The sequence below is a fragment of the Streptococcus cristatus genome, assembly GCF_003944225.1.
GTDB classification, from domain to species: domain Bacteria; phylum Bacillota; class Bacilli; order Lactobacillales; family Streptococcaceae; genus Streptococcus; species Streptococcus cristatus_K.
Window position 1 is genome coordinate 59,236 of sequence record NZ_RJPN01000010.1, and the last position, 22,818, is coordinate 82,053.

The 22,818-nt window shown below is 42.1% G+C and carries 20 protein-coding genes, 4 tRNA genes, 1 pseudogene and 1 riboswitch; of the genes and pseudogenes, 4 read left to right on the plus strand and 21 right to left on the minus strand.

From position 1 onward, the window contains the following. Positions 1-115: 115 nt before the first annotated feature. From D8797_RS09030 to D8797_RS09045, 4 genes are all read right to left on the minus strand, one after another. On the minus strand, positions 116-727 hold the full coding sequence (locus D8797_RS09030) for a glutathione S-transferase family protein (protein ID WP_125380357.1): 612 nt from the start codon (positions 725-727) through the stop codon (positions 116-118). Positions 728-875: 148 nt separating this feature from the next. Next, positions 876-1,031: riboswitch (M-box (ykoK) riboswitch) on the minus strand. A 52-nt stretch (positions 1,032-1,083) separates the two neighbouring features. Then, positions 1,084-2,250, minus strand: coding sequence for a MalY/PatB family protein (locus tag D8797_RS09035; RefSeq protein WP_125380358.1), 1,167 nt, complete (start codon positions 2,248-2,250; stop codon positions 1,084-1,086). A gap of 1 nt (position 2,251) precedes the next feature. Beyond that, positions 2,252-3,346: a cystathionine gamma-synthase gene (locus D8797_RS09040; RefSeq protein ID WP_125380359.1), complete on the minus strand. Its 1,095-nt coding sequence runs from the start codon at positions 3,344-3,346 to the stop codon at positions 2,252-2,254. 151 nt (positions 3,347-3,497) lie between these two features. Next, positions 3,498-5,126, minus strand: a complete 1,629-nt coding sequence (locus D8797_RS09045; protein WP_125380361.1) for a putative polysaccharide biosynthesis protein — start codon at positions 5,124-5,126, stop codon at positions 3,498-3,500. 86 nt (positions 5,127-5,212) lie between these two features. On the opposite strand from D8797_RS09045, the gene D8797_RS09050 reads away from it, so the two are divergent. Continuing rightward, positions 5,213-6,658, plus strand: a complete 1,446-nt coding sequence (locus tag D8797_RS09050) for a UDP-N-acetylmuramoyl-L-alanyl-D-glutamate--L-lysine ligase (protein ID WP_125380363.1) — start codon at positions 5,213-5,215, stop codon at positions 6,656-6,658. Positions 6,659-6,682: 24 nt separating this feature from the next. Here the strand turns inward: D8797_RS09050 and D8797_RS09055 are convergent, their stop codons facing one another. The 7 genes from D8797_RS09055 to rplK form a co-directional block, all read right to left on the minus strand. Further along, the gene (locus tag D8797_RS09055; protein ID WP_125380365.1) at positions 6,683-7,432 is read right to left on the minus strand and encodes a CPBP family intramembrane glutamic endopeptidase; all 750 of its coding nucleotides are present in this window, start codon (positions 7,430-7,432) and stop codon (positions 6,683-6,685) included. A 96-nt stretch (positions 7,433-7,528) separates the two neighbouring features. After that, the gene (locus D8797_RS09060) at positions 7,529-8,182 is read right to left on the minus strand and encodes a DUF1803 domain-containing protein (protein ID WP_125380367.1); all 654 of its coding nucleotides are present in this window, start codon (positions 8,180-8,182) and stop codon (positions 7,529-7,531) included. Next, the gene (locus tag D8797_RS09065; protein ID WP_125373696.1) at positions 8,175-8,687 is read right to left on the minus strand and encodes a YiiX/YebB-like N1pC/P60 family cysteine hydrolase; all 513 of its coding nucleotides are present in this window, start codon (positions 8,685-8,687) and stop codon (positions 8,175-8,177) included. The genes D8797_RS09060 and D8797_RS09065 overlap by 8 nt, the downstream gene beginning before the upstream one ends. Before the next feature lie 87 nt (positions 8,688-8,774). Beyond that, the gene (locus tag D8797_RS09070; RefSeq protein ID WP_005589432.1) at positions 8,775-9,710 is read right to left on the minus strand and encodes a manganese-dependent inorganic pyrophosphatase; all 936 of its coding nucleotides are present in this window, start codon (positions 9,708-9,710) and stop codon (positions 8,775-8,777) included. Between the two features lie 310 nt (positions 9,711-10,020). After that, positions 10,021-11,469, minus strand: coding sequence for an APC family permease (locus D8797_RS09075; protein WP_125373747.1), 1,449 nt, complete (start codon positions 11,467-11,469; stop codon positions 10,021-10,023). A gap of 131 nt (positions 11,470-11,600) precedes the next feature. Further along, positions 11,601-12,290, minus strand: coding sequence for a 50S ribosomal protein L1 (gene rplA / locus D8797_RS09080; RefSeq protein ID WP_001085675.1), 690 nt, complete (start codon positions 12,288-12,290; stop codon positions 11,601-11,603). A 97-nt stretch (positions 12,291-12,387) separates the two neighbouring features. After that, positions 12,388-12,813 (minus strand): 50S ribosomal protein L11, encoded by a 426-nt coding sequence (gene rplK, locus D8797_RS09085; protein WP_001085808.1) that lies wholly within the window; start codon positions 12,811-12,813, stop codon positions 12,388-12,390. A gap of 149 nt (positions 12,814-12,962) precedes the next feature. Between rplK and D8797_RS09090 the strand changes: the two genes are divergently transcribed. After that, a complete protein-coding gene (locus D8797_RS09090; RefSeq protein WP_125380369.1) occupies positions 12,963-13,310 on the plus strand; it encodes a DUF3397 domain-containing protein in 348 nt (115 codons plus the stop codon). Between the two features lie 106 nt (positions 13,311-13,416). Here D8797_RS09090 and gloA2 read toward each other — a convergent pair whose 3' ends face one another. From gloA2 to D8797_RS09105, 3 genes and pseudogenes are all read right to left on the minus strand, one after another. Continuing rightward, positions 13,417-13,803, minus strand: a complete 387-nt coding sequence (gloA2, locus tag D8797_RS09095) for an SMU1112c/YaeR family gloxylase I-like metalloprotein (RefSeq protein WP_125380370.1) — start codon at positions 13,801-13,803, stop codon at positions 13,417-13,419. Between the two features lie 115 nt (positions 13,804-13,918). Continuing rightward, positions 13,919-16,222 (minus strand): DNA translocase FtsK, encoded by a 2,304-nt coding sequence (locus tag D8797_RS09100; RefSeq protein WP_125380372.1) that lies wholly within the window; start codon positions 16,220-16,222, stop codon positions 13,919-13,921. Between the two features lie 71 nt (positions 16,223-16,293). Next, positions 16,294-16,458: pseudogene (locus tag D8797_RS09105) on the minus strand (PspC domain-containing protein); the annotation flags it as partial. A gap of 586 nt (positions 16,459-17,044) precedes the next feature. On the opposite strand from D8797_RS09105, the gene D8797_RS09110 reads away from it, so the two are divergent. Together D8797_RS09110 and D8797_RS09115 are read left to right on the plus strand one after the other, a co-directional pair. Continuing rightward, positions 17,045-17,464, plus strand: a complete 420-nt coding sequence (locus tag D8797_RS09110; RefSeq protein WP_125380377.1) for an NUDIX hydrolase — start codon at positions 17,045-17,047, stop codon at positions 17,462-17,464. 55 nt (positions 17,465-17,519) lie between these two features. Continuing rightward, entirely contained in the window at positions 17,520-18,314 is a 795-nt protein-coding gene (locus tag D8797_RS09115) for a peptidylprolyl isomerase (RefSeq protein WP_125380379.1), read from the plus strand. 195 nt (positions 18,315-18,509) lie between these two features. Here D8797_RS09115 and ldcB read toward each other — a convergent pair whose 3' ends face one another. The 7 genes from ldcB to D8797_RS09150 all read right to left on the minus strand — a co-directional run bounded on the left by ldcB (position 18,510) and on the right by D8797_RS09150 (position 22,817). Further along, positions 18,510-19,292: an LD-carboxypeptidase LdcB/DacB gene (ldcB, locus tag D8797_RS09120; RefSeq protein ID WP_045500990.1), complete on the minus strand. Its 783-nt coding sequence runs from the start codon at positions 19,290-19,292 to the stop codon at positions 18,510-18,512. Positions 19,293-19,301: 9 nt separating this feature from the next. Next, complete coding sequence (locus tag D8797_RS09125) at positions 19,302-21,026, minus strand: TcaA second domain-containing protein (protein WP_125380382.1); 1,725 nt, start codon at positions 21,024-21,026, stop codon at positions 19,302-19,304. 18 nt (positions 21,027-21,044) lie between these two features. Next, positions 21,045-22,175 (minus strand): DUF6574 domain-containing protein, encoded by a 1,131-nt coding sequence (locus D8797_RS09130; protein ID WP_125380385.1) that lies wholly within the window; start codon positions 22,173-22,175, stop codon positions 21,045-21,047. A gap of 273 nt (positions 22,176-22,448) precedes the next feature. After that, a tRNA-Pro gene (locus D8797_RS09135) sits at positions 22,449-22,522 on the minus strand. A gap of 48 nt (positions 22,523-22,570) precedes the next feature. Then, positions 22,571-22,644, minus strand: a tRNA-Arg gene (locus tag D8797_RS09140). An 18-nt stretch (positions 22,645-22,662) separates the two neighbouring features. After that, positions 22,663-22,748, minus strand: a tRNA-Leu gene (locus D8797_RS09145). Between the two features lie 8 nt (positions 22,749-22,756). After that, positions 22,757-22,817 (minus strand) — tRNA-Gly (locus D8797_RS09150). Position 22,818: the final 1 nt, after the last annotated feature.

Genomic DNA, 22,818 nt, shown 5'->3' on the forward strand with positions numbered 1-22,818 from the left:
GACCAATCACTTTATGAGGACAGAACGACACAAATCAGCGATTGGCTGTGTATGTGCGGTTCCGGATGATCGTCAATTTGCATCGTACTTCTCCTTTCTTAGTTTATAAATGTAGTTAATAATCCCAAGATGCCTGCAAGACATCAAAAGTAGCATTCATCTTCTGGGTCCATTCTTGCAAGTCGGGAAAATTTTCTTTCAAAGAAAATCCAATGACTTCTTCACGTAAATTCCACCAATCTACAAGAGCAACTACTTGGATTGTTGCAATATTCAAAGAAAGTCCTTGCTCAGTAGCAAGTTTCTCTAATAAAGCCAAACTCCGGACATTTCTCTCTTCAATTTGCTGATGTCTGTCTTTCCACCAATGCTCTTTTTCATGGAAAATTTTTTCCGCAACCATCGGCATTGTGTTTTCCAAAATTCCTTCAGCAACGGACAGTATGTTTAAAATGTGCCACTTCTCTATTCCATTAGGAAAAAGCGGAGTTTCCTGACCTAGCTCGTCTAAATATTGGGAAATTAAATCACTACCATACAACCATTCTCCATTGGAAGCTTGAAAAGCAGGAATTCTACCCAAAGGATTATCTTGATTATGCGGTGAATTTTTGTCGAAAGCCACCTGAACTTTCTGAATATCCACTTGCTCCTCTAAATGATGGTGTAAAATTATAGCATAGACTTTACGCGCAAAAGGACTGGTACTAGAATACCATAATTTCATTACTATTCCTCCTTCTTTTTCTTAAGAGGCAGGCAATCAACTATTTCTACTCTTGAAATATTTTCAGCAAAAAAGAAGACCCTGCCAATTCTCGACAGGGTCGTTTGCATGTCAGGTTATTCGCTTCATTGTTTTAAACACAGATAAAACAAGCATTCACCGTTCAAGCTTTAACTCCATAAGGCGATGAAATGAGCTTAGTCTTGACCTTTGCGATCAGGACTGTTGACCAACGAGTAGTGTCTCCACTGCTTTGCGGTAGTCATCCGTATCCTTATGGTAGCCTCACCTACCGATTGACACTATTACTATACTCCTCTTTAGAAAGATTGTCAATAAAGAGAGCTATTTTTATTTTATTTTGGTAAAACTTCCGCAATCCGTCGACAAATCTCTTTGATCATAGTCTTCGGTGCAGCTGTATTGAGACGAGCATGTCCTTTGCCTTCTTGGCCAAAATCACTTCCCCGATTCAGGACAACCTTAGCCTCTTCTCGAAGCAAGTGAAAAAGATGGTCATCTGTCAGCCCATAATCTGAAAAATCCAGCCAAACCAGATAAGTCCCTTGAGGTTTCATGACCCGCAGACGTGGTGCTTCCTTAGCAAAATAATCGACTACAAAATCAATATTTTCCTCTAAGACAACCTTGAGCTCAGTCAACCAAGCTTTGCCATGACGATAGGCAGCTTCCGTCGCTAGAAATCCAAGACCCGAAATTTCATGCTGGTTATTGGCCAGTTGGCGCTTTTGAAACTTTTGTCGCAAGCTAGGATTCTCAATCACTGCATAGGAATTTTTTGTCCCAGCAATATTAAAAGTCTTAGTCGCACTGGCTAGAATCAGGCTAAAGTCCTTAAAGTCAGGTGAAACAGTATTGAAAGACTGGTGTTTATGTCCAAACAGGGTCAAATCTTGGTGAATCTCATCTGAAACCACGAGAACGCCGTACTTTTGGCAGAGACGACCAATCTTGTCTAAAACGTCCTCTTCCCAAACTCGACCGCCAGGATTATGCGGATTGCAAAGCACGTAAATCTTGACTTCATTGTCTACGATGTCCCGCTCCAGCTGTTCAAAGTCAATCTGAAAAAGACCGTCCTGTTCTATCAAGGAATTAGTAATCAGCTGACGATTATTAAGCTTGACACTGCGGGCAAAAGGAGGGTAAACAGGAGTATTGATTAGAACGGCATCACCTTCCTTGGTAAAGGCTTGGATAGCCGTCGAAATAGCAGGAACAACTCCCTCAATAAAGACCAAGGCTTCCTTGTCAAAGGTATAGCCATGCTCATCCCGCTCCCAAGCTAGAACAGCATTGATCAACTCCTCACTAGCATAGGTATAGCCATAGACTAACTGATCCGCATAGTCATGGACGGCTTGCTGGATTTCAGGCAGGACTTCAAAATCCATGTCCGCAATCCAGGCTGGCAGGACTTGACTGTCTTTCTCCGCCTCTTTCCATTTATAAGTATGCTGACTAATCCGATTGGGCGCTGTTTCAAAGTTATAACTTCCCATATTAGTCCTCCAAGGCTGCTCGTAAATCGTCTACCAAATCTCGACTATCTTCTATCCCAATTGACAGGCGCAGCAAATCATCAGTTAAGCCATAGGAATGGCGCACTGCAACAGGAATATCTGCATGAGTCTGGGTCGTTGGATAGGTAATCAAACTCTCTACTCCACCCAAACTTTCTGCAAAGGTAAAGACTTTCAGGCTATTTAAGAGATGAGGAATCTTGCTTTCATCAACAACTTTAAAGGAAATCATGCCTCCCTTACCTGGATAGAGAACTTCTTTTACTGCAGGAGATGACTTCAGAAATGCAACTACTTCTTGCGCATTCTGAGTAGAGCGCTCCATGCGGAGAGCCAAGGTCTTGAGACCACGCAAAAGCAGATAGCTGTCAAATGGAGACAGGACTGCTCCAGTTGTATTGAGATTATAGAACAGCTTGTCATAAATGGCAGTATCATTGGTCATGATAGCTCCAGCCAAGACATCATTGTGCCCGCCCAGATACTTGGTCGCAGAGTGCAGGACAAGGTCAGCTCCATCCTCCAGCGGTCTTTGGTAAATAGGACTGTAAAAGGTATTGTCCACAATGACAGTTACTCCTCGCTCATGAGCCGCTTGGGAAATGCGGGCAATGTCAAACTCTACCATAAGAGGATTGGTCGGTGTCTCGATATAGACAATATCTATATCCTCTGTTAGCTTGTTCAGGAGTTCTTCTTCCGTATTAGCATAGGTAAAGCTAAAGCGTCCTTCCGCTTCGACCTGAGCAAACCAGCGGAAAGAGCCACCATAGAGATCTCGAACAGCCAAAACCTTACTGCCAACTGGAAAGGCGCTAAAGGCTAGCACAATAGCCGACATACCAGAGCTAGTCGCTAGGGCATAATCTGCACTTTCGATAGCAGCTAGAGTCTCTTCCAAGCTAGCCCGTGTAGGGTTCTTGGTTCGAGTATAGTCATATCCTGTGGACTGGCCAAACTCAGGGTGCTGGTAGGTCGTTGAAAAATGCAGGGGTGTTGTTAAGGCACCCGTTGTTGTGTCTGTTTTTACTCCCGCTTGAGCCAACAAGGTATTTAATTTCCGCTCTCTCTCCATTTAACCGTTCCTCTTTTTTAAAAATATTCTACCTTTCTATTGTAACATCTTAAGAAAGTCTTGAGCTTTTTTCTTTTCAAGAGCTAGCTATAGTCTGAAACTATAGAGTAACAATCCATAAAAAAAGAGTCGCTGAACGACTCTTCGTTTCTTATTTCATTCTTAATCGTTGGCGCAAACTATCTGCCTTTTGTCCGATAAAACGGTCTATGAGCCGAACTTTGAGAGACAGTACGATATAGACGAGCATTCCGACTCCTCCAACGGCAGCGACATAGATAAAGCTGTACATCCGATTAGTTGGCTGGAAGATAAAGCTTAGTAGATACTCGACAAGCAGAACCAAGATCACCATGGCAATTGTGAGAATCATACTCAACAGCAAACGCTTCAAGAGGTTCTTAGGATTCAAACCAACAACCTTGCGAATTTCTCTAAACATGAAGAAGATTGGCAGTAAAAGGCCGACGGTCGTTGAAATCAAGGGACCATAAGCATGGAAGAGATTGATCATCGGCACCTGCAGACTGAGCTTGACAAGAACTCCATAAAAGAAGTAGAGAATCGCTTTCTTGTTTTGGAACAGAGCTTGAATCATCGGAGCCAGAACTGTATAGGTGCTGAGAATGATCGTCTGCAACATAGCGCAGATGAAAAGCCCCAGTGCTAGACTATCTGGCTTACCATAGAAAACGGTATAGAGCGGACTAGCCACCAGAACTGCTCCCACTGTTGACGGAAAGATAAAGAAGAGCAACATGCTAAGATTATCTTGCACTAGGCGAGCAGCCGAGCGAAAGTCACCCTTGACATAATTTTCGGTCAAGAGAGGAATCCCGACACCACCGATAGAAGTTGCCACCGCAATTAAAATCATGGTGATTTTATTCGGATTAGCTGAGAAATAGGCGAATTGCACTAGGAGCTCTGATTTCGTATAATCGCTAATCTGGGTCATAATGTTGATAAAGGTCGCCTGGTCAATAATCTGGAAAAGCTGAATAGCAGAGCCTGTAATGATAAAGGGAATGGCTTCTCGTATCGTATCCCAGAGAAGGGAGCGACCGCTAATTCCCGCAGATTTTTTTGGCTTTCTCAGGATAGAGCGTAGCATACCCGTTTTTGCTAGATAGAAAAGTAAGACGAGCATACTTGCCAGCATCCCGACAAAAGCAGCAAAGGTAGACTGGGTCACGGCTTCAACATAGTCACCTGAACCGATTTTCATAATGAAATAAGCTGTCAGTAGCATCCAGATCACCCGAATTACCTGCTCCGAAATCTGGCTGATGGCATATGGTTTCAGATTGTTAAACCCTTGGAAGAAGCCCCGAATGACACTCATAGACGGAAAAATGAGCACAGCCCAAGACAAACTCTGCATGACTGGAATCAAGTCAGCCCCGCCACCAGACATTGAGGCAAAAACCGGTGCCATCAAGTACATGATGACTGCAAAGATCAATCCCAATACCAGCATGAACTTGAGAAACTCTCGAATGAGAGCAAAGCTGTGTTCCTCCTTGTCAATCGTATTGTACTTAGCAACCTGCTTTGCAACAGCCACCGGCACTCCTGCTGTGGAAACCAAAAGGAACCAAGCATAGATATTATAGCCCATGGTAAAAAGACCATTGGCCTCTGCCCCGTGCTGGCCCATCCAGATGTACCAAGGGATGATATAAACAGCCCCAAGAAGGCGGCTGATAAAATTACTAGCAGTCAGCCAGGCAGTCCCTCTTAGCATTTGCTGCTGCTGGCTTGTTGTTTCTTGGCTCATAGAAAACCTCTTCTATTTGTTCTTCTTTTATTATAAACTTTTCCTTGCCTCTTGTAAAACATAGCCTTTCGGTTTACAATAGAGATATGATAAAAATTGAATCAATACTAGATATTTTAAAAAAAGACCAAAATTTTCGTGAAATCATCGCTGATGGAGACTACTACTTCAACTATCAGGACTTGACCTTTGATAAGATTAGCTATGATAGTCGCAAGGCAGATAGTAGAACTCTCTTCTTTGTCAAGGGCGAGCATTTCAAGCGGGAATTTTTAGAGAAAGCTGTAGCAGCTGGACTAGAGTTTTACCTGAGTGAGACTGACCTCGAAGTCGGAATTCCAGTGCTTCTGGTCAATGATATTAAACAAGCCATGAGTCTCATTTCTATGGAATTTTACGGTCACCCAGAGCAAAAACTCAAACTTTTGGCCTTCACTGGTACCAAGGGCAAGACCACATCGGCTTATTTCGCTTATAATATTTTAAAACAAAGCCACAAACCAGCCCTGCTTTCTACTATGAATACCACTCTGGACGGCAAAACTTTCTTTAAATCAACCCTGACCACTCCTGAAAGCTTAGACCTCTTTGAGATGATGGCTCAAGCTGTAGCCAATGGTCGAACCCATCTCATCATGGAAGTCTCCAGCCAAGCCTATCTTAAAAAGAGGGTCTACGGCCTGACCTTTGATGTAGGTGTCTTCCTCAATATCAGCCCTGACCATATCGGCCCGATTGAGCATCCGACTTTTGAAGACTACTTCTACCACAAGCGACTCTTGATGGACAATAGCCGAGCTGTTGTCGTCAATAGTGGCATGGATCATTTTCAAGTTTTAGCTGAGCAAGTGGCCAACTACGACCACGACTTCTATGGAGCAGACTCCGCCAATAGCATCCTGCAATTGCAAGCCTTCTCCTTTGAAGCGCAAGGAAAGTTGGCTGGTTCCTACGATGTCCAGCTGATTGGTCGCTTCAATCAGGAAAATGCCATTGCTGCTGGCCTAGCCTGCCTACGACTTGGAGCTTCATTGGAAGATATTCAAGCTGGTATTGCCCAGACACGAGTGCCAGGACGCATGGAGGTCTTGACCCAGTCAAACGGCGCCAAGGTCTTCGTGGACTACGCCCACAACGGCGACAGTTTGGCTAAGTTGCTGTCTGTCGTTCAAGAACATCAAAAAGGACAGACTATACTTGTACTAGGGGCTACTGGCAATAAGGGAGAAAGTCGACGCAAGGACTTTGGCCTCCTACTCAATCAGCATCCTGAAATCAAAGTCATTTTGACCGCAGATGATCCAAATCGCGAAGATCCAATTGCTATCGCAAAAGAAATTGCTAGCTACATTTCCTTTGAGGTGGATATGATTGCTGACCGCGAAGAAGCTATCAAAAAAGCCCTCAGCCTAACCAATGCTAAAGGCGATGCAGTCATTCTAGCTGGCAAGGGAGCAGATACCTACCAAATCATCAATGACCAAAAGGTTCCTTATCCCGGTGATTATACACTGGCAGAAAAATACATATAAAAAAGGACTTTCGAGTCCTTTTTATTATCCATTCCACATCACTAAGACGTAGAGCAAGCTGCTGCCTACCATATCAGCAAAGGCGTGTGCCAAAAAGAAAGGCAACAAGTTTTTAACCTTGTATTTATAAAAGAAATAATAGAATAGACCGAAGACCACGCCAATCAGAAAAGCAGAGACTAGCCCCTGATAGGTATGGACAGAAAAGCGAACCAGCGTTGAAAAGCCTAAAACCCACCATTTGCTCTCTTCTTTTACTGATGTTAGCAAGCCTAAGAAAAAGAATTCCTCATAAACACCATTGAAGAGGGAATAAAGAATGACGACAGGTCCCAGTGCAGCTAGTTTGCGAAAAACTTCGACAAAGGTCCAGTCGATATGCTGCAAGATTTCTAAGTCAAAATAATTATAGGAACCGACTAAAGCTGCTATCACATCAGAAGTCAGACCGACAACCGCAAAAATCAAGGGCGCCCAAAGAATAGACCAAGACAAGCGTAGTTTCAGCTGTTTGAAATCATAATGACGGATGCCTAGATAGACAAGTGCCAACACCAGCAGGAAAACTTGCAATTTCAAATTGCTCAGCAAGGCAAAATTTTCATCCTCTGGTCTGGGCACGATTGCTTGTCCTACAGAGCTGGACATCGTCAGCCAATTTATTGTTGAGGAGTAAATAAATTGACCAAACATAATAATTGCTAAAATCAACATATCGAACCACCTAAGGTTCTCTAGTGGTTGCTCGGGATAGATTTTTTTCAACATTGTCATTCTAATTCCTTTCCCAAATTCTATATACTACTATAGCACAGAATATGGCAAAATGACAGGTGGGGCTGTCTAATTTTTCCCTCATTCTAAAAACTATCAGTCCAATTGGAAGACTAGGCGCTCTTTATCAAAGCTAGCCTTCAACTCATACTTGCCAGCCTCATTCTGACGAATGTAACCTAGAATCACCAGACTATCGACAAAAATGTCTCGACGCTTCTGCAGGAGCTCATCCTTACGGACATACTTGAGGAGGAATGTCGTCATATACTTGAGGGCATACTCTGGATTCACATCTCCTAAAATAGCATAAAGGGGCTCCTGCTCCTCAGACAGCGGATACTGTCGCTGCATTTTATAAAAAAAATTGGACAAGGTCAGTTTATCTCTCTGAAAATTGGTCTTTTCCAGCAGAATAGCCGCATTAGTCTGATTAGCAAGCTGAGTCTCAAAGCGCAAATTCAGCAATTCCTGATAGATCGGACTATCATCTCGAATAAAGATTTCCTGATCCAAAGATAGATTTTCTAGATTCTCCAAAAGCGGAACCTGCTGATAATAGCGCTTATTCTCCCGCCGAATATAGCCCGCCTTGATACATTCCTCCATGAAGCGATCTAGATTGGGAAAGCCCGCAAATTCACGTTTGATTTCTCTTAAAATCACATCATCCTGCTGATCCAGATAATTGATTAGTTTTTCAAATAAGGGCTGTCGTGTCAGCCGAGTCGGATTGAGAATTTTAATCATGGAGCTCTCCTTTATAGATAAGCTTGGCTGATTGAGCCAACTGACTGGGATTGGTTCCAGGATGTCCTACAGGCACTGCTAAGACCAAGTCCTCATAGTAAACTTGCCAAAAATTAGAAATCAAGTTTTCCTCATCTCCAAACTGCATGGGAATGGTCTCAAAAATTGGCAAAATCTGAGCAATATATTCCGAACAGTAAAATCCCTCGCTCTCAGGATAGAAACTAGCATTATAGGACTTTCCCAGATGGGATTTGGCTTCTTTGAAGGCAGCAGAGGCATCTATCTCTGGATAAGCAAAGACATGATACCTGTCCTCTTCTTCCAAAAACTGGCTCAAGGGCTGATGGGCCACTCCCTTTTCCTGCGTCGCATGGTAAATCTCACCATCAAAAACGATGCCCACATGGCTATAGGCGCCCGTAGCTGTCCGAATCGCTGCTGCCATATCGGATTTCCCAACTGTAAACAATAGATCACCATTTTGTAAATCTTGAATCTTCATTTCTCTCGTCTATCAAAAAAGGAGCCGAAACTCCTTTACATGTGCGGAAAACCAGTGTTTCCTATCTTATAGTTGTCATTTAAGATATTAAGCATTAAAGCTTTCAGTCAACTGAGGCACGACTTGTTTCTTACGTGAAACGGCACCAGCCAAGAAGGCATGGTTATTTTCAAGTTTGAAGTTGAAAGCTGCTTCTACCTTGTCCATGTTTGCGCCAATTGCAAGGATTTCTGAGTTTGAGTTGACGATGTCTGTAATCATCAAAACAAAGTCAGAATAGCCATTTGCTGCAATAGCTGCTTGCATTGCTGCCTCGATTTCTGATTGGCGTTCCAAAACTTCAGCAATATCAACAGTGTTGACTTGCGCTACACGGACATTATTTCCGTTGAGTTCAAAAGTCTTAGCATCAATGTCAATCAATTCTTCTGCAGACTTGCTGGCCAAGTTTGTACCAGCCTTCAGCATAGCGAGACCGTATTCTTCCAAGTTCACACCTGCTAACTCAGCCAACTCAGGAGCAATATCCTTATCACTTGGGTGTGTCGTTGGAGATTTCAAGAGAAGTGTATCTGAAATCAAACCAGATAACATCAAACCAGCAAGCTCTTTAGGAACTGCCACACCGTGTTCTTTAAACATACGATAAACGATAGAAGACGCTGACCCAACAGGTTCCAAACGCATGTAAAGTGGGCTTGCAGTTTCAAAGTTAGCTACACGGTGGTGATCCACAACGCCATAAACTTCCACTTCAGCAATATCTGAAACAGATTGTTGGAATTCATTGTGGTCAGTCAAGATAACTTGCTCTGCACCTTCTGCTTTAGCGGATGTGATCACGCGTGGTGCTTCTACACCAAAATAGTTCAATACAAAGGCTGTTTCTTCATTTGGAGTCCCAAGAGCTACTGCTTCTGTATCCAAACCGTAAGCTGTTTTTGCAAGATAAGCAAAAGCTACAGATGACCCGATGGCATCTGAGTCTGGATTTTGGTGACCAAATACTAGAATCTTAGACATTATAATACCTCTTTGTTTTTAATAATATTTATTCCACTTATTTTACCACAATTATGGGTATTTCACAAAAGGAGAAGGATATTTTCTTGAGAAAATTGTAGCTTTGCAATAGAGGGCTAAGCTGAACCTTCAAAATAATCATCCAACCTTAACCGTCGATACAAGTACCATCTCTTATGAAAGTCCCCCAGAAGAAACGCTTGCTTTATCATTTTTATTTCCTGTGAAAGGAATTTTTTCCTAAAAATAGCCCTATCATAAGATAGGACTGAAAAATTTATCAAGTTATTGATAGAGGCGATCATCACTACTATTTAAGTGACTGTCTCTTCTCCCGTTTAGCCAATAGAGGCAAGATGACGCCTAAACTAATCAAGACAATCGGTGTCAAGATATTTGTCATCAGAGAGAAGCGCCAACCAGCTGGATCAACCGCATAGTCTACTTTGGGAACCATACCTAAAATACAAGCAAAAGCTGTGAAAAGGAAGCACCAAGCTCCGATGATAAAGCCAAATTTTGGATTTTTAGTAAGTTTGTATTCCGCATCCTTGTATTTCTTCCAAGCTTTATTGAGCAACATATAAGCCACGAATACCCAAAGATAACGCATCGGCATAACGATGGAGTTAAGATTAGTCATCCATTTAACCAGACCGTCAATTTCCTTGATTCCAAAGATTGGTAGGACAATCAGGAAACTTACCAAAATCCCTGTCAGGATATAACCGTTAATCAGTACACCTTTTGATGTCCGCTTACGTAGCCAGCTTGGAACAAATTCTTCGTCTGCATTATTGAGCAAGATTTGTAGAGGCGCGTCAATTGAGAAGGCCAAGGCTGCAATCTGTCCGACCATATTAGTCAGGGCATAGATGACTACCAGTACATTACCTACACCCCAGTAGTTACCCAGCATTTGGAAGGCTTGATAAGCACCATTGCGCATCAAATCTTCAGGAATATTGCTACCGTCAAAGAGCATACCCATGGCTAGAGAGCCTAGAATAGCAGATGCCCCAACCATTACAGCCATGATAATCATGCCCTTTGGAAATTCCTTAGCTGGATTGCGAGTTTGGTTAACGTAAGGCGAAATCTTCTCAGCCCCACCGACTGCAAAGACTAAGAGCGAGATAGTCGTAAAATATGAAAAATCAAAATTAGGAATATAAGTACTGAGCTTGTCCATATTAGCCGTTGCGAACTGCATATCCGGCTTGATAAAAGGCGCACCGACCGCTAATAGAACAAAAAGGAAGGACATAATCAGCATCGCACTTCCAGCCAAGCCCCCAATCACTTTAAGTGTGGACAGCCCCTTGGTGGATAAGTAGAGAAAGGCACCGAAAATCAGCAAACTAAGAATAACAATCCAGTGAATATCAAGACTGCTCAAAAAATCGCCATTTCCTTGTATAGCCCATCCTAAAGGAATCAGAACTCCCTGTGGCTTTTGAGCCAAGTAGGGAATATGCACCACCCAGTAAGTCCAAGCCGCAAAATAAGCCCAGCGCTTGGTAGAGGTCTTCTCCACCCAGTCGCTGACACCACCTCCGCTCTCCTTGAAGGTCGAGCCTAGCTGCCCCACGATAAGGGCATAGGGAATAAAGTAAATGGCCAGGATAAGAATCCAAGAAACAACGACTGAAATCCCTTGTTGGGAGTAGTTGTTGACCACATTTCCCAGACCCCAAACCATATTAAAGGCAATCAGGGACACCATCAGCCAAGTCAGCTGGTTCTGATCTTTTTTCATCATTTCATCTCCTTTGAATATAAAATAAATAGCTCCATAAAATTATACCATGTTTTTACATTTTTTGTAACCGTCTTCAGCATATTTTGTCCAAAAAAAAGAGCTACCCGTAGGTAGCTCAAATTCAATTCTTAAAGTGAGTTCACGTCAACCTTGATACCAACACCTTGAGTAGTTGTGATTGTCAAGTTTGTTACGTAAGTTCCTTTAGCTGTAGCTGGTTTTGCTTTTTGAATTGTTTCATTGAAAGCTTTGAAGTTTTCAACCAATTTTTCAGCTTCAAATGATACTTTACCGATGATTGCTTGAACGTTACCTGCACGGTCAGCACGGTAAGTGATCTTACCACCTTTAGACTCTTCAACTGCTTTAGCAACATCCATCGTTACAGTACCAGTTTTAGGGTTTGGCATCAAGTTACGTGGTCCAAGGACACGTCCAAGACGTCCAACAAGAGCCATCATGTCAGGTGTAGCGATAACTACATCAAAGTCCAACCAACCGTCGTTAATTTTCGCAACGAGGTCATCTTCACCAACGAAGTCTGCACCTGCAGCTTTTGCTTCTTCAGCTTTTGCACCACGTGCGAAAACAAGAACGCGTGAAGTTTTACCAGTACCGTTTGGCAATACCATTGCGCCACGGATTTGTTGGTCAGCTTTTTTAACGTCGATGTTCAAGTTGTAAGCAACTTCTACAGTTGCGTCAAATTTTGCAAAGTTAGTTTCTTTTGCAAGTGCTACAGCTTCTTCTACACTGTATGCTTTTGTGCTGTCGATTTTCTCAAGAGCAGCACGAAGTTGTTTGCTTTTTTTAGCCATTTTCTATTCTCCTTGTAAGTGGTTCAATCGATTTTCATCTCCCACGTCACTCCTCGAAATGATGAAGTCTTGCGGGTTATATTGGGGGTGTTATTGATTAGTCAACAACAGTGAATCCCATAGAACGAGCAGTACCTTCGATCATACGCATTGCAGACTCAATGTTTGCTGCGTTCAAATCTGGCATCTTAGTTTCTGCAATTTCTTGTACTTGTGCACGAGTAACTGTAGCAACTTTCGTTTTGTTAGGTGTACCTGATCCTTTTTCAACACCTGCAGCTTTTTTCAAAAGAACAGCAGCTGGTGGTGTCTTTGTAACGAAAGTAAATGATTTATCTTCGTATACTGAGATAACAACTGGAATGATCATACCAGCTTGATCAGCTGTACGAGCGTTGAACTCTTTTGTGAATCCCATGATGTTGATACCAGCTTGACCAAGAGCAGGTCCAACCGGTGGAGCTGGAGTAGCTTTACCAGCAGGGATTTGCAATTTTACAAGTTTTTCGACTTTTTTAGCCATTTTTAAATCCTCCTTTGTGGTTTTGGCGGTAATTAGAGATTTTTACCTCCCACAAGTATGCTTTTTGCATACTTTTCTATTATACACTAATCTTTTCAAAATGCAAGAAAAATTCTTATATTTTCTTATTTTTATGGTAAAATGGTTACATGGTATTATTAAAAATTGCTTCTGTATTATTTATTTTTTTAACACTTATCTTATCGATTATCGCGGTGAAGGTCTTCAAGCTAAGAAAATTTGGCTTGAATTTTGCAGATTTGGCTTTCCCTTTTTTTGCTATAGAGTTGTATATCATTTCAGACAAAGCCTTCTACCATAGTCTTTTACCCCACCTATTATTCGTCTTGTCTGGCCTGTCTATCGCTATCACAGCTTATTTTCTCAGGAAAAAACGGACTTTCTACTATCCCAAGTTCTTTAAATTCTTCTGGCGAGCTGGTTTTATCTTGACTTTCTTTATGTACCTAGCCATGGTCATCGGTCTCTTTTTGTAACAACGTAAGACACGCCCCCATTGGTTATAGCCGATGGGGTTTTCGTATGCGGAACTTACAAGTCATGTTTTTACTGAGAAACAAATATCTTCCGATTCTCTTAGTCTTATTCGTGAATCTCCAGAGGCAGACCATCGGGATCAAAGAAGAAAGCCATCTTACGACCATCAAAGTCGTCATAGCGCAGCTCGGTATGGGGAATCTCCAATCGGTCAAATTCCGCTAGCATTTCTTCAACATTTGTTACTCGGAAAGCCAGATGCCGCAGACCAGTATGCTCTGGAGCAGGCAGGGCTGGCCGCTTAGGAGCCTCTTCCTTGATGAAAATTTCCAGCGTCAGATTTCCTTTGCGGACATTAAAGAGAATGTCCTGTTTGTCTGGCCGGTGGTGCTCATCCAGCTGTTCAAAGCCCAGCTTTTCCACATAAAAATCCCTGGTCTTGGCATAATCATGGCCAATAATCGCAATATGGTGAATGCTATCTAGTTTCATAACTTTTTCCTTACTTTTTCCTTTCATTCTTCAGTAGAGAAAATCTGCCGGCTGACTGCTGGCAGATTTGTATTACAGGACATTATTCTTGTTAACCAACTGCTCGGGAAAATGTTTAACTTGTCTGCAACACTTTTCTCGGCTTCGTTCCTTCGGCTGGTCCGATAACACCTGCTGCTTCCAGCTCTTCCATAAGACGAGTAGCCCGATTAAAGCCGACCGAGAGTCGCCGCTGGATCATCGAAGCGCTGGCTTTCTGAGTCTCGATAACCAAGGCCTTGGCTTCTTCAAAGAGCGGATCACCTTCATCGTCGCCACCGCCAGACTCCATATCACTTTCAGATACTTCACCAGGATCAAAGCTATCGTCATAGTCAGCTTCAGCTTGATTCTTGACAAAGGCTACGATTCGCTCCACATCTTCATCCGAGATAAAGGAGCCCTGCAGACGAACTGGGTGGTTTTCATCAATAGGCTTAAAGAGCATGTCTCCTCGACCCAAGAGCTTTTCTGCTCCATTTTCATCCAGAATGGTCCGACTGTCTGTCCCACTGGATACAGCAAAGGCAATTCGAGAGGGTACATTGGCCTTAATCAGACCTGAGATAACATCTACAGATGGCCGCTGGGTAGCCAGAATCATGTGAATCCCAGCCGCACGCGCTTTTTGTCCCAGACGTATAATAGCGTCTTCCACTTCCTTGCTAGCCACCATCATAAGGTCTGCCAGCTCGTCCACGATGACGACGATTAAAGGCAGGGGCACCTGCTTGTACTCAGATTGAGCATTGTACTCAGCGACCTTAGCATTATAACCAGCAATATTACGAGCACCGACCTTGGAGAAGAGTTCATAGCGGTTTTCCATCTCATCCACGACCTTCTGCAATGCACGACTAGCCTTGCGAGGATTAGTCACGACTGGGATAAGTAAGTGGGGAATGTCATTATAAACAGACAGCTCCACCATCTTAGGATCCACCATCATAAACTTGACTTCATCTGGTCTGGCTTTCATGAGAATGCTGGCGATAATCCCGTTGACGGCCACAGATTTACCAGAGCCAGTAGAGCCCGCCACCAAGAGGTGAGGCATCTTAGCCAAGTCAAAGGAGCGGACAGAGCCGTTGACAGCTTTACCGAGTGGGATTTCTAGGAGCTTGCTAGCATCGGTCTTAGACTGCTCCCAAAGTTCTCGGAAGGTCACGGTCGCAATTTCAGAGTTGGGTACTTCGATCCCAACAAGAGACTTTCCAGGAATCGGCGCTTCAATCCGCACATCCTTAGCAGCTAAGGCTAAAGCCAAGTCATCCGCCAGATTGGAGATCCGATTGACCCGAACGCCGACAGCTGGCTTGACTTCGTACTTGGTGACAGAAGGCCCGATTTCAGCTCGCTCTACAGTAACCTTAATCCCAAAGCTAGCAAAGGTTTCTTCCAAAATTTTGATATTCTCTCGGACAATCCTCTTTTCCTTGGACTGGTTTTTGGGCTTGTCAGGCGCAAAGAGATTGATAGTCGGTAGTTTATAGTCTAGATTTTCTTTAGCTGTAAAATCCACTTCTACATCTGTATCTGCCTCTGCTTCTTCTATTTCCTCTTCGCTGTCAAAGTCCAGGGGCTCATGAGAATCATACTCTCCCTCTTCAGCATAGTCCGCCTCATCAAAGTCCATAGGCGAGTAAGACAAGTCCTCACCATCTAAAATCTCCCCCGTTTCAGGATCCACTTCAGCTTCTGCCTGCTCTACCTCAATGGCTTGCATAGCTGCCTGTGCAGCTTTCTCCTCCTGCTCAAGAAAACGAAGCTGACGTTTTTCTTCCTCTTTTTCCCTCCAGTTTTGGAAAGCCAGGCTAAATTTCTCGGCAAGATCGTAAAGCGACCATGGACTCATGAGCAGAGCACCCAGCAAAATCAGGAGCAGCCCGATAAAATAAGAGCCGATATTTGAAAAAAGAAAAGAAATCGGAGCATAAAGAGCCGCCCCAATCAGCCCCCCGCCAGCAAATGAGGACACTTTAAAGGCCAACAAATCTGTCAGAACTCTTGTAAGCGTTGTAGATAAAACCTGCCCTTTCAAATGCAAAACATGAACAAAATAGGCTTGAAAAATTAAGCTGAGTCCTAAGAAAAAGCTGATGAAGCCTGAAATCTTTCCTTCATATTTATGCAGCCACTTAAAGAAAAAGAGATAAAACAAAGCAGCTAGAATCGCCACATAAGCCAGACTCCCTACTAGAACCCGAATTAAGTTATAAATGGTGACTCCAAAAGCTCCCAGCTTTAAAGCAGCAAACAACAAAGCGATAGCCAAAACAAAGGTGACTATCATTCGTCGAATCGCTTTTTGTCTTTCTAATTCCGCTTTTGTCGGCCGTCTCGTAGTCCGACTGTTTTTTGTATTTTTCTTATTTGCCATAACTTTCATTATACCATATTTTAAGATCTTCTAAAGAGAAAACTAGCTGCCTTTTGCAACTAGTTTCTGCTTTATTCTTCTGGCAAAATCACCCAGAAAATGAGGTAGGGAAGAAGTCCAATCCCATAAGCAAAAAAGGAAACTCCCCAGATAACACGGATAATGACCGGATCTATATTAAAATACCGAGCCAAGCCGGAGCAAACTCCCGCAATGATTTTATCATCAGCACTTCTTGTTAAACGCTTACCATAATCAAACTCCCTTCAGATACATTACAAGTTTTTGTTAGATTAAACGAATGATTCTTATCCTATTCTACCATAATTTTCCCTAAAATAATTTTCGAAATTTCATCATCATCCTCAAAATTTCCGACCCTTTCTTCACTCGAGAAAAGTTTCTGAACATACCCTTAGTATAAAACACGAGAATGAGCCAACCAAGAGAATGTTAAGGGAAACAGACATTAAAAGATTTGTTCCCCAAGCTCCCAAATAACGTTCCATTCACAAGGATGCACCCCAATATTTTGCCAGCACTTATGATGATCTTTCAAAAAACGAAAGAGCAGATCTTTGACCAATGGTCCCACTAAAAGAACATCTATTTGAAAGGCCGCTATAAAACTAGATGAACAACATAGCTTCCTAAAAATTTCTAGACACAAGTGCTCCATTCCTGATGTATCACATTCATTCTAACACATATATTTTTTCTAACAAGCAGAAATTTCAAGAAAGTGTTTCTATATCTCAAATTGGTAATCCTTAGCTATTTTTGCTAGACTATTTAGAAGAAAATATCGGAAAGGAGAATAGTATGCGAGCAGGTGTGATTGTCTACAATCCTTTCTTGGACAAGATTTTGCTGATTCACCGCTGGAAGAATGGGCAAGAGTATTTCGTGATTCCCGGTGGAACTATCGAACTTGGAGAAGGACCTTTAGAAGCCGCCTTACGGGAAATGAAAGAAGAAGTCAATCTTAGCTTTTCTGCTGACCAGCTGCACACAGCTTTTTCCTTTAACAATCAGGGAAAAGAGGAGTATTATTTCTACACCAGTCTAAGTACGGCTGAGACTCCCCTCATGCAAGGCGAAGAGCTCGAGCGCAGTAGTCTCCAAAACATTTACCAGCCCGAATGGATCAGCTTGCAAGAACTTTACAACCACAATCTGCGTCCAAAAAGCCTCAAATCTCTACTCTTGGAATTACTGACGCAGGAAAGTTTGAAAAACTAAAGCACTTATAGTAAAATAGCAATAGTTCATAAACTTATGCATAGAAAGGTTATTTATGAAAAAAATCATTCTTTTTAGTCTTTTATCTGCACTTGCTCTGACGGGCTGCTCCGCTAAAGAAGATTCTACTACCAAGTCCTCCAGCGCTCCTAAGCAGTCTTCTGCTACCGATACCAGCTCTGAGGCAGCTGAAGCTCAAAAACTCCGTGAACAGTATAAGGATGCCATGACCAATGAGAATGCCAACTTCCCACAACTATCTACAGAAGTTGCTGAAGATGAAGCTGAAGTCAAGATTATCACAACACAAGGAGACATTCGCCTCAAGCTGTTTCCTAAATACGCTCCTTTAGCTGTCGAAAATTTTCTGACACATGCTAAGGAAGGCTATTATAACGGTGTGATTTTCCACCGCGTTATCAATGATTTCATGATTCAGACAGGCGATCCTAAAGGAGATGGCACAGGTGGCGAATCCATTTGGAAAGGCAAGAATGAGTCTATTGACTCAGGAAATGGCTTCAAGAATGAATATTCTCCTTACCTCTACAACTTGCGCGGTGCACTAGCCATGGCTAATGCTGGAAAAGACACCAACGGCAGTCAATTTTTCATCAACCAAAGCAAGAAAGACTTATCCAAACAATTACCGACCGACACCTTCCCAGCTAAAATCATTGAAGCTTACAAAAACGGCGGAAATCCAAGCCTTGACGGCGGCTATACCGTCTTTGGTCAAGTTATTGAAGGAATGGACGTAGTAGACAAAATCGCTGCCACAGAAACTGGCGATAAAGATAAACCCAAAACAGATATTAAAATCGAAAAGATTGAAATTATAAAAGAATAGGAAAAAGTCAACTCGAGTTCTCTCATCTTATGAGTTAGGTCTTAGTGTCAACAAAACAAAAAACCAGTCCCCAAAAGAGGACTGGTTTTACTATGTATTTTTCTAATCATACAGCAGCTCAACTCCACTTTTAAAGTGAGATATGTAGCTTCTAACTTTTGAGAATAAGGTAGACGCTGAGTCTGCACTTAGATTTTACTGGACATAATTACCACCTGTAAAATGATAATACTCTTCCAGTGTGAGACCAGATTCGGAAATTTCCTTGGCCTCTTTTCCTACATAGCGTAAATGCCAACTTTCAGGCACATAGCCAGTAGACCCCTCCTTGCCAACAGGATAGCGTACTACAAAACCATATTTATAGGCATTGTCCAAGAGCCACTGACTAGCTCCAGCTTCTTCAACCAGATTGCCGCTACTATCAATCAGATCAAATGCTAAACCAGTTTGGTGCTCGCTGTAGCCTGGTCTTGCCGAATAGCGATCAGCCGCAGCTAGTCCATCTCGATTCACATAACTTTGATAAAGGCCGACCTGAGTTTGATAGCTACGAAAACCGCTATATTGGTTGCTGATAGGATAACCTTTGGACTGCATATCTGCGATTAACTTAAGTAGTTCTGCTTTAGCAGTCGGATCCTCACCTGGATTGTAATCAGCTGATAATGGATAGTGTTTATTGGCGATGACTATTTCGTCATATTTCCCTTGAACGCTATAGTAGCTTCCGTTGTAAGAAACATTTTTATCAACAGTTACGTCCTGCTTTTGCTCCTTCTTAGACTCCGCACTATCCGATTCACTCCTTGTATCTTGGCTAGATGACCGGTCTTTTTCAGCCTCTTTTTTTTCAACAGATACCTTTGAGCTACTTGCCTGCTTGTTTGTACTACTTTCAGTCTTGTCTTTGGCTGCTGAGCAAGCACTTAAAAGCAAGACTGCCATTGCTAGAAAAATAACTTTATTATATTTCATTGTATTCCACTAACTTTCTGAAACTTCAATATTGTAGATTGCAAAGGAATTTCCAGTCGGCTTCAAATAGTAAGTTTTATTTTTTCGATTGACACTATTTGGAGTACTATCAATATAGTGAACTGTATAGTCCTCATAAGTCGTCACAATATAAGAGCCGTTCTCCTCTCTCACTTCACGGATATCCAAAGCTCCTGGATCGTAATAATCAATTTTCGCCTTCTTGACACCACCACCTGTAGTCCACTCAACCATCTCTTTGTATGATGGACTAGAAGTGTCATAATATTGAGCATAATAATTAGAACGATTAGAGACCGATCTGAAAACAGCCGTGCGATATTCGCTAAGGAAATTAGTGATTTTTGCCTTGTTAGCTTCTACCTTTTTAGCTTCTTCGTCCTTTTCTTTGATCTTATCTGTCACTTCTTTAGGTAAAGATAAAGCAACATCAAGCGTGTCTCCCTTGACAACAATACTTTCCTTGTTGGTTACAAAAGTGTTATCAGCAACAACAAACTTAGCATAAACTTCCAGTTCTTGATGTGGTACAACTTGAATATCTGTTTCTAAGCTACTACCAATTTCCTTGCCATTTACAACAATTTTAAGGTCTGTTGCATTTGAAGCTTCTGCTGGCATAGTAACCTTCAATCGTTTCTTTTCAGACTTAAGATCCAATTTAATTTCATTATTCTTAGCAGTTGCTAAATCAAGCTGGATCTTACTCTCAATCTCTCCGACTTCCGTCTTCCCTTTCAGGGTAAATTCCTGCTTGATAAAATGATATTTGCCAATATTCGTCTCAGCATTATTACTCAAAGGAAGGCTTTTCTTATCTCCTGCTTTGATGCTCGCATTGTCTAAGTTCGTGTTAACCTTCACCTCTACTGGATAGGCCACTATTTGATATTCCTGAAAAATCCCAAATTTTTTGCTTTTTTCAGTTACACCTAAAAGTTTATTCTGATTGTCATCAATATAGGCTGATTTTCCCTTTGACTTAGCAATGTTGTCCAGCTCGGTCTCAATATTGATTTCTTGACTCTCTAAGTGCTCGACTAAAGCCCTCGCATCTGCACGTGTCCACTTATCTGAATTCGTAGAGAGAAGGTCTGCGATTCCATCATAATCTTTTTTAGTAACCGCTTTTGCAAAATCATCCGTAACAACTTTAACACCTGTCACTGAGCTCAAATAAAGAAAGGCTGCCAACAAAACAAAAAGTAGAATAAGAGGAAAAGCAATCATCACGGCCTTCTTCTTCGACATTCTTTTTTCTGCTTTTTTTATTGCTTTCTGTGGTAATTCCGAATCCAGTAATTCAGAGCGAATAGGTAGATTAAGAAAACCTTGATTTCGTGCTTCTAAAAATTCCTCTTTAGTCGGCTTTCTACCAATATTCGTCTCGAAAGCTTGTAGCCAATTTTCCCGTTGCTCTTGGTATTGATCCGATTCTGAAATCTCTTGCTTTTCTTCTTTAGGAGAAGCCTCAACAAATTCTTCTTTGAGAAACTCTACAGCTGGCTCCTCTTGCCCCAAATTTTGTTCCTGAGTCACCGAGCTTTGCTTCTCTTCAGCTAGCCTATCGTTACTTTGTCCTGCAGGAGCCGCAATAGAAATAATCTTCTTGGGATCAAAGTCAGAACGTTTTCCTTCTAAAAACTCATCTGCGGTTGGCTTTCTACCAATGACTTGCTCAAAAAGCTCAACCCATTTTTCTTTCGTTGCCATAAATCACCTCCCAGAACTTTACATCATCATAAGACTCATCAGTAATGAGAAAGCGATGAAAGTAAAGATAAATGTAATCACACTATTGACAATAATTGCCAGTAAATATTTATAAAAAGGATCCATTGACGTGCTAGATTTTGAATAAATCAAAGCAAAGGTTGCACCGACCCCAATTAACACTAAGCCAATCCATGCTAGGAAGAGGGATACAGACATAATCCCAAGTAAGCTAAATAAAGCAGAAAGAGCCACAAAAGGTAAGACAATCGCATAGAGTCTGCCATACCAGTCAAATGCCTTATTAAAGCTAAAGCTTCCATCCTTATAGACCATGCGTTTTACAGCAAAGCCTCCTAAAATAATGGAGAAAAGAACGAGGGCTGCCGCTATCAGTGAGACCAAGAAAAGTCTAAAATCAAAAGTCGGACCACTGTAAAAGCCAAAACTCACCGAAGAAATAATATTATAAAAATTATAATTCACCACAATAGCTGCAAAGAAAACAGTCAATCCTAGGGAAAAATAGCCATTTAATTTATTACTTTCAACTTCTGAAGTTGGCGACTTCCAAGCAGAAACAAGCCAAGCCCAGAAACCTTTCATTGTTTTAGAAAATTCACTTGGTTGCGCCGGCTGTTGCTGACTGTAATATGCCTGTGACCCGTGCTGAAAATTCTGCCCATTGAACTGACTTTGCTGATTGTTTTGATAGACTTGCTGGTTAAAGCTTTGCGGACCAGAAGATTGAGGCTGTCCAACAAACTGGTTAGGTTGCCCACCATTTGGCTGTTGATAAGGATGGCTCTGCTGGGCAAATGATTGTATTTGATTAGCAAATTGATTTTGGTTAAGCTGTTGCTGAGGAAGCTCTTGATATTGCTGCCCAGTTGGCTGAGTGGACGATGCCTGCCCATTCTGTTCCTTAAAACTATTTTGCGGCTGAACATAATATTCACCGTTTGAAGCTCCTCCTTGTGCTGGAACAGAGTCTGATATGATTGAGCCAGTTTCACTTCCAACTTGGTTCGTACTTGTCACCTCAGGTTCCACAAATTCACCAGCCAGCAAAGCTTGAGAAATTTCTGTATCCGTTGCTGAACGACCATTCACAGCTTCAAAATATTCGAGCCAATCTTGCTTTAACATATAAAAGTCTCCCATCAATAAATGATTATCCTCATATTAGTATACAAAAAATCAGGTAAAAATTCAATCAAGGCAATAGGCACGCATAAATAGCAAAAAATATGAAGTAAGCCAAATACTTTAATCAAAAAGTAAAAAGACCACATCCTATATGGATACTATCTAATTTACGAAAACTTATAAATTATAGAGACATTATGGAAAAGCAAAAAACCAGAACCCATAAAATAAAAAACAACAGCATATAGCCGTTGTCTTTTATGAATTAGCATATCGGGAAGACAGGATTCGAACCTGCGACACCTTGGTCCCAAACCAAGTACTCTACCAAGCTGAGCTACTTCCCGATCATAAGTCATAAGTAAAACGGAGTCATATGACCTCGTTTCCCTTCATGCACCCTAGAGGAGTCGAACCTCTAACCGCCTGATTCGTAGTCAGGTACTCTATCCAGTTGAGCTAAGGGTGCCCTGTCGCATATCCGCTATGCCGAGGACCGGAATCGAACCGGTACGATCGTTACCAATCGCAGGATTTTAAGTCCTGTGCGTCTGCCAGTTCCGCCACCCCGGCCTCAAAGCGAACGACGGGATTCGAACCCGCGACCCCCACCTTGGCAAGGTGGTGTTCTACCACTGAACTA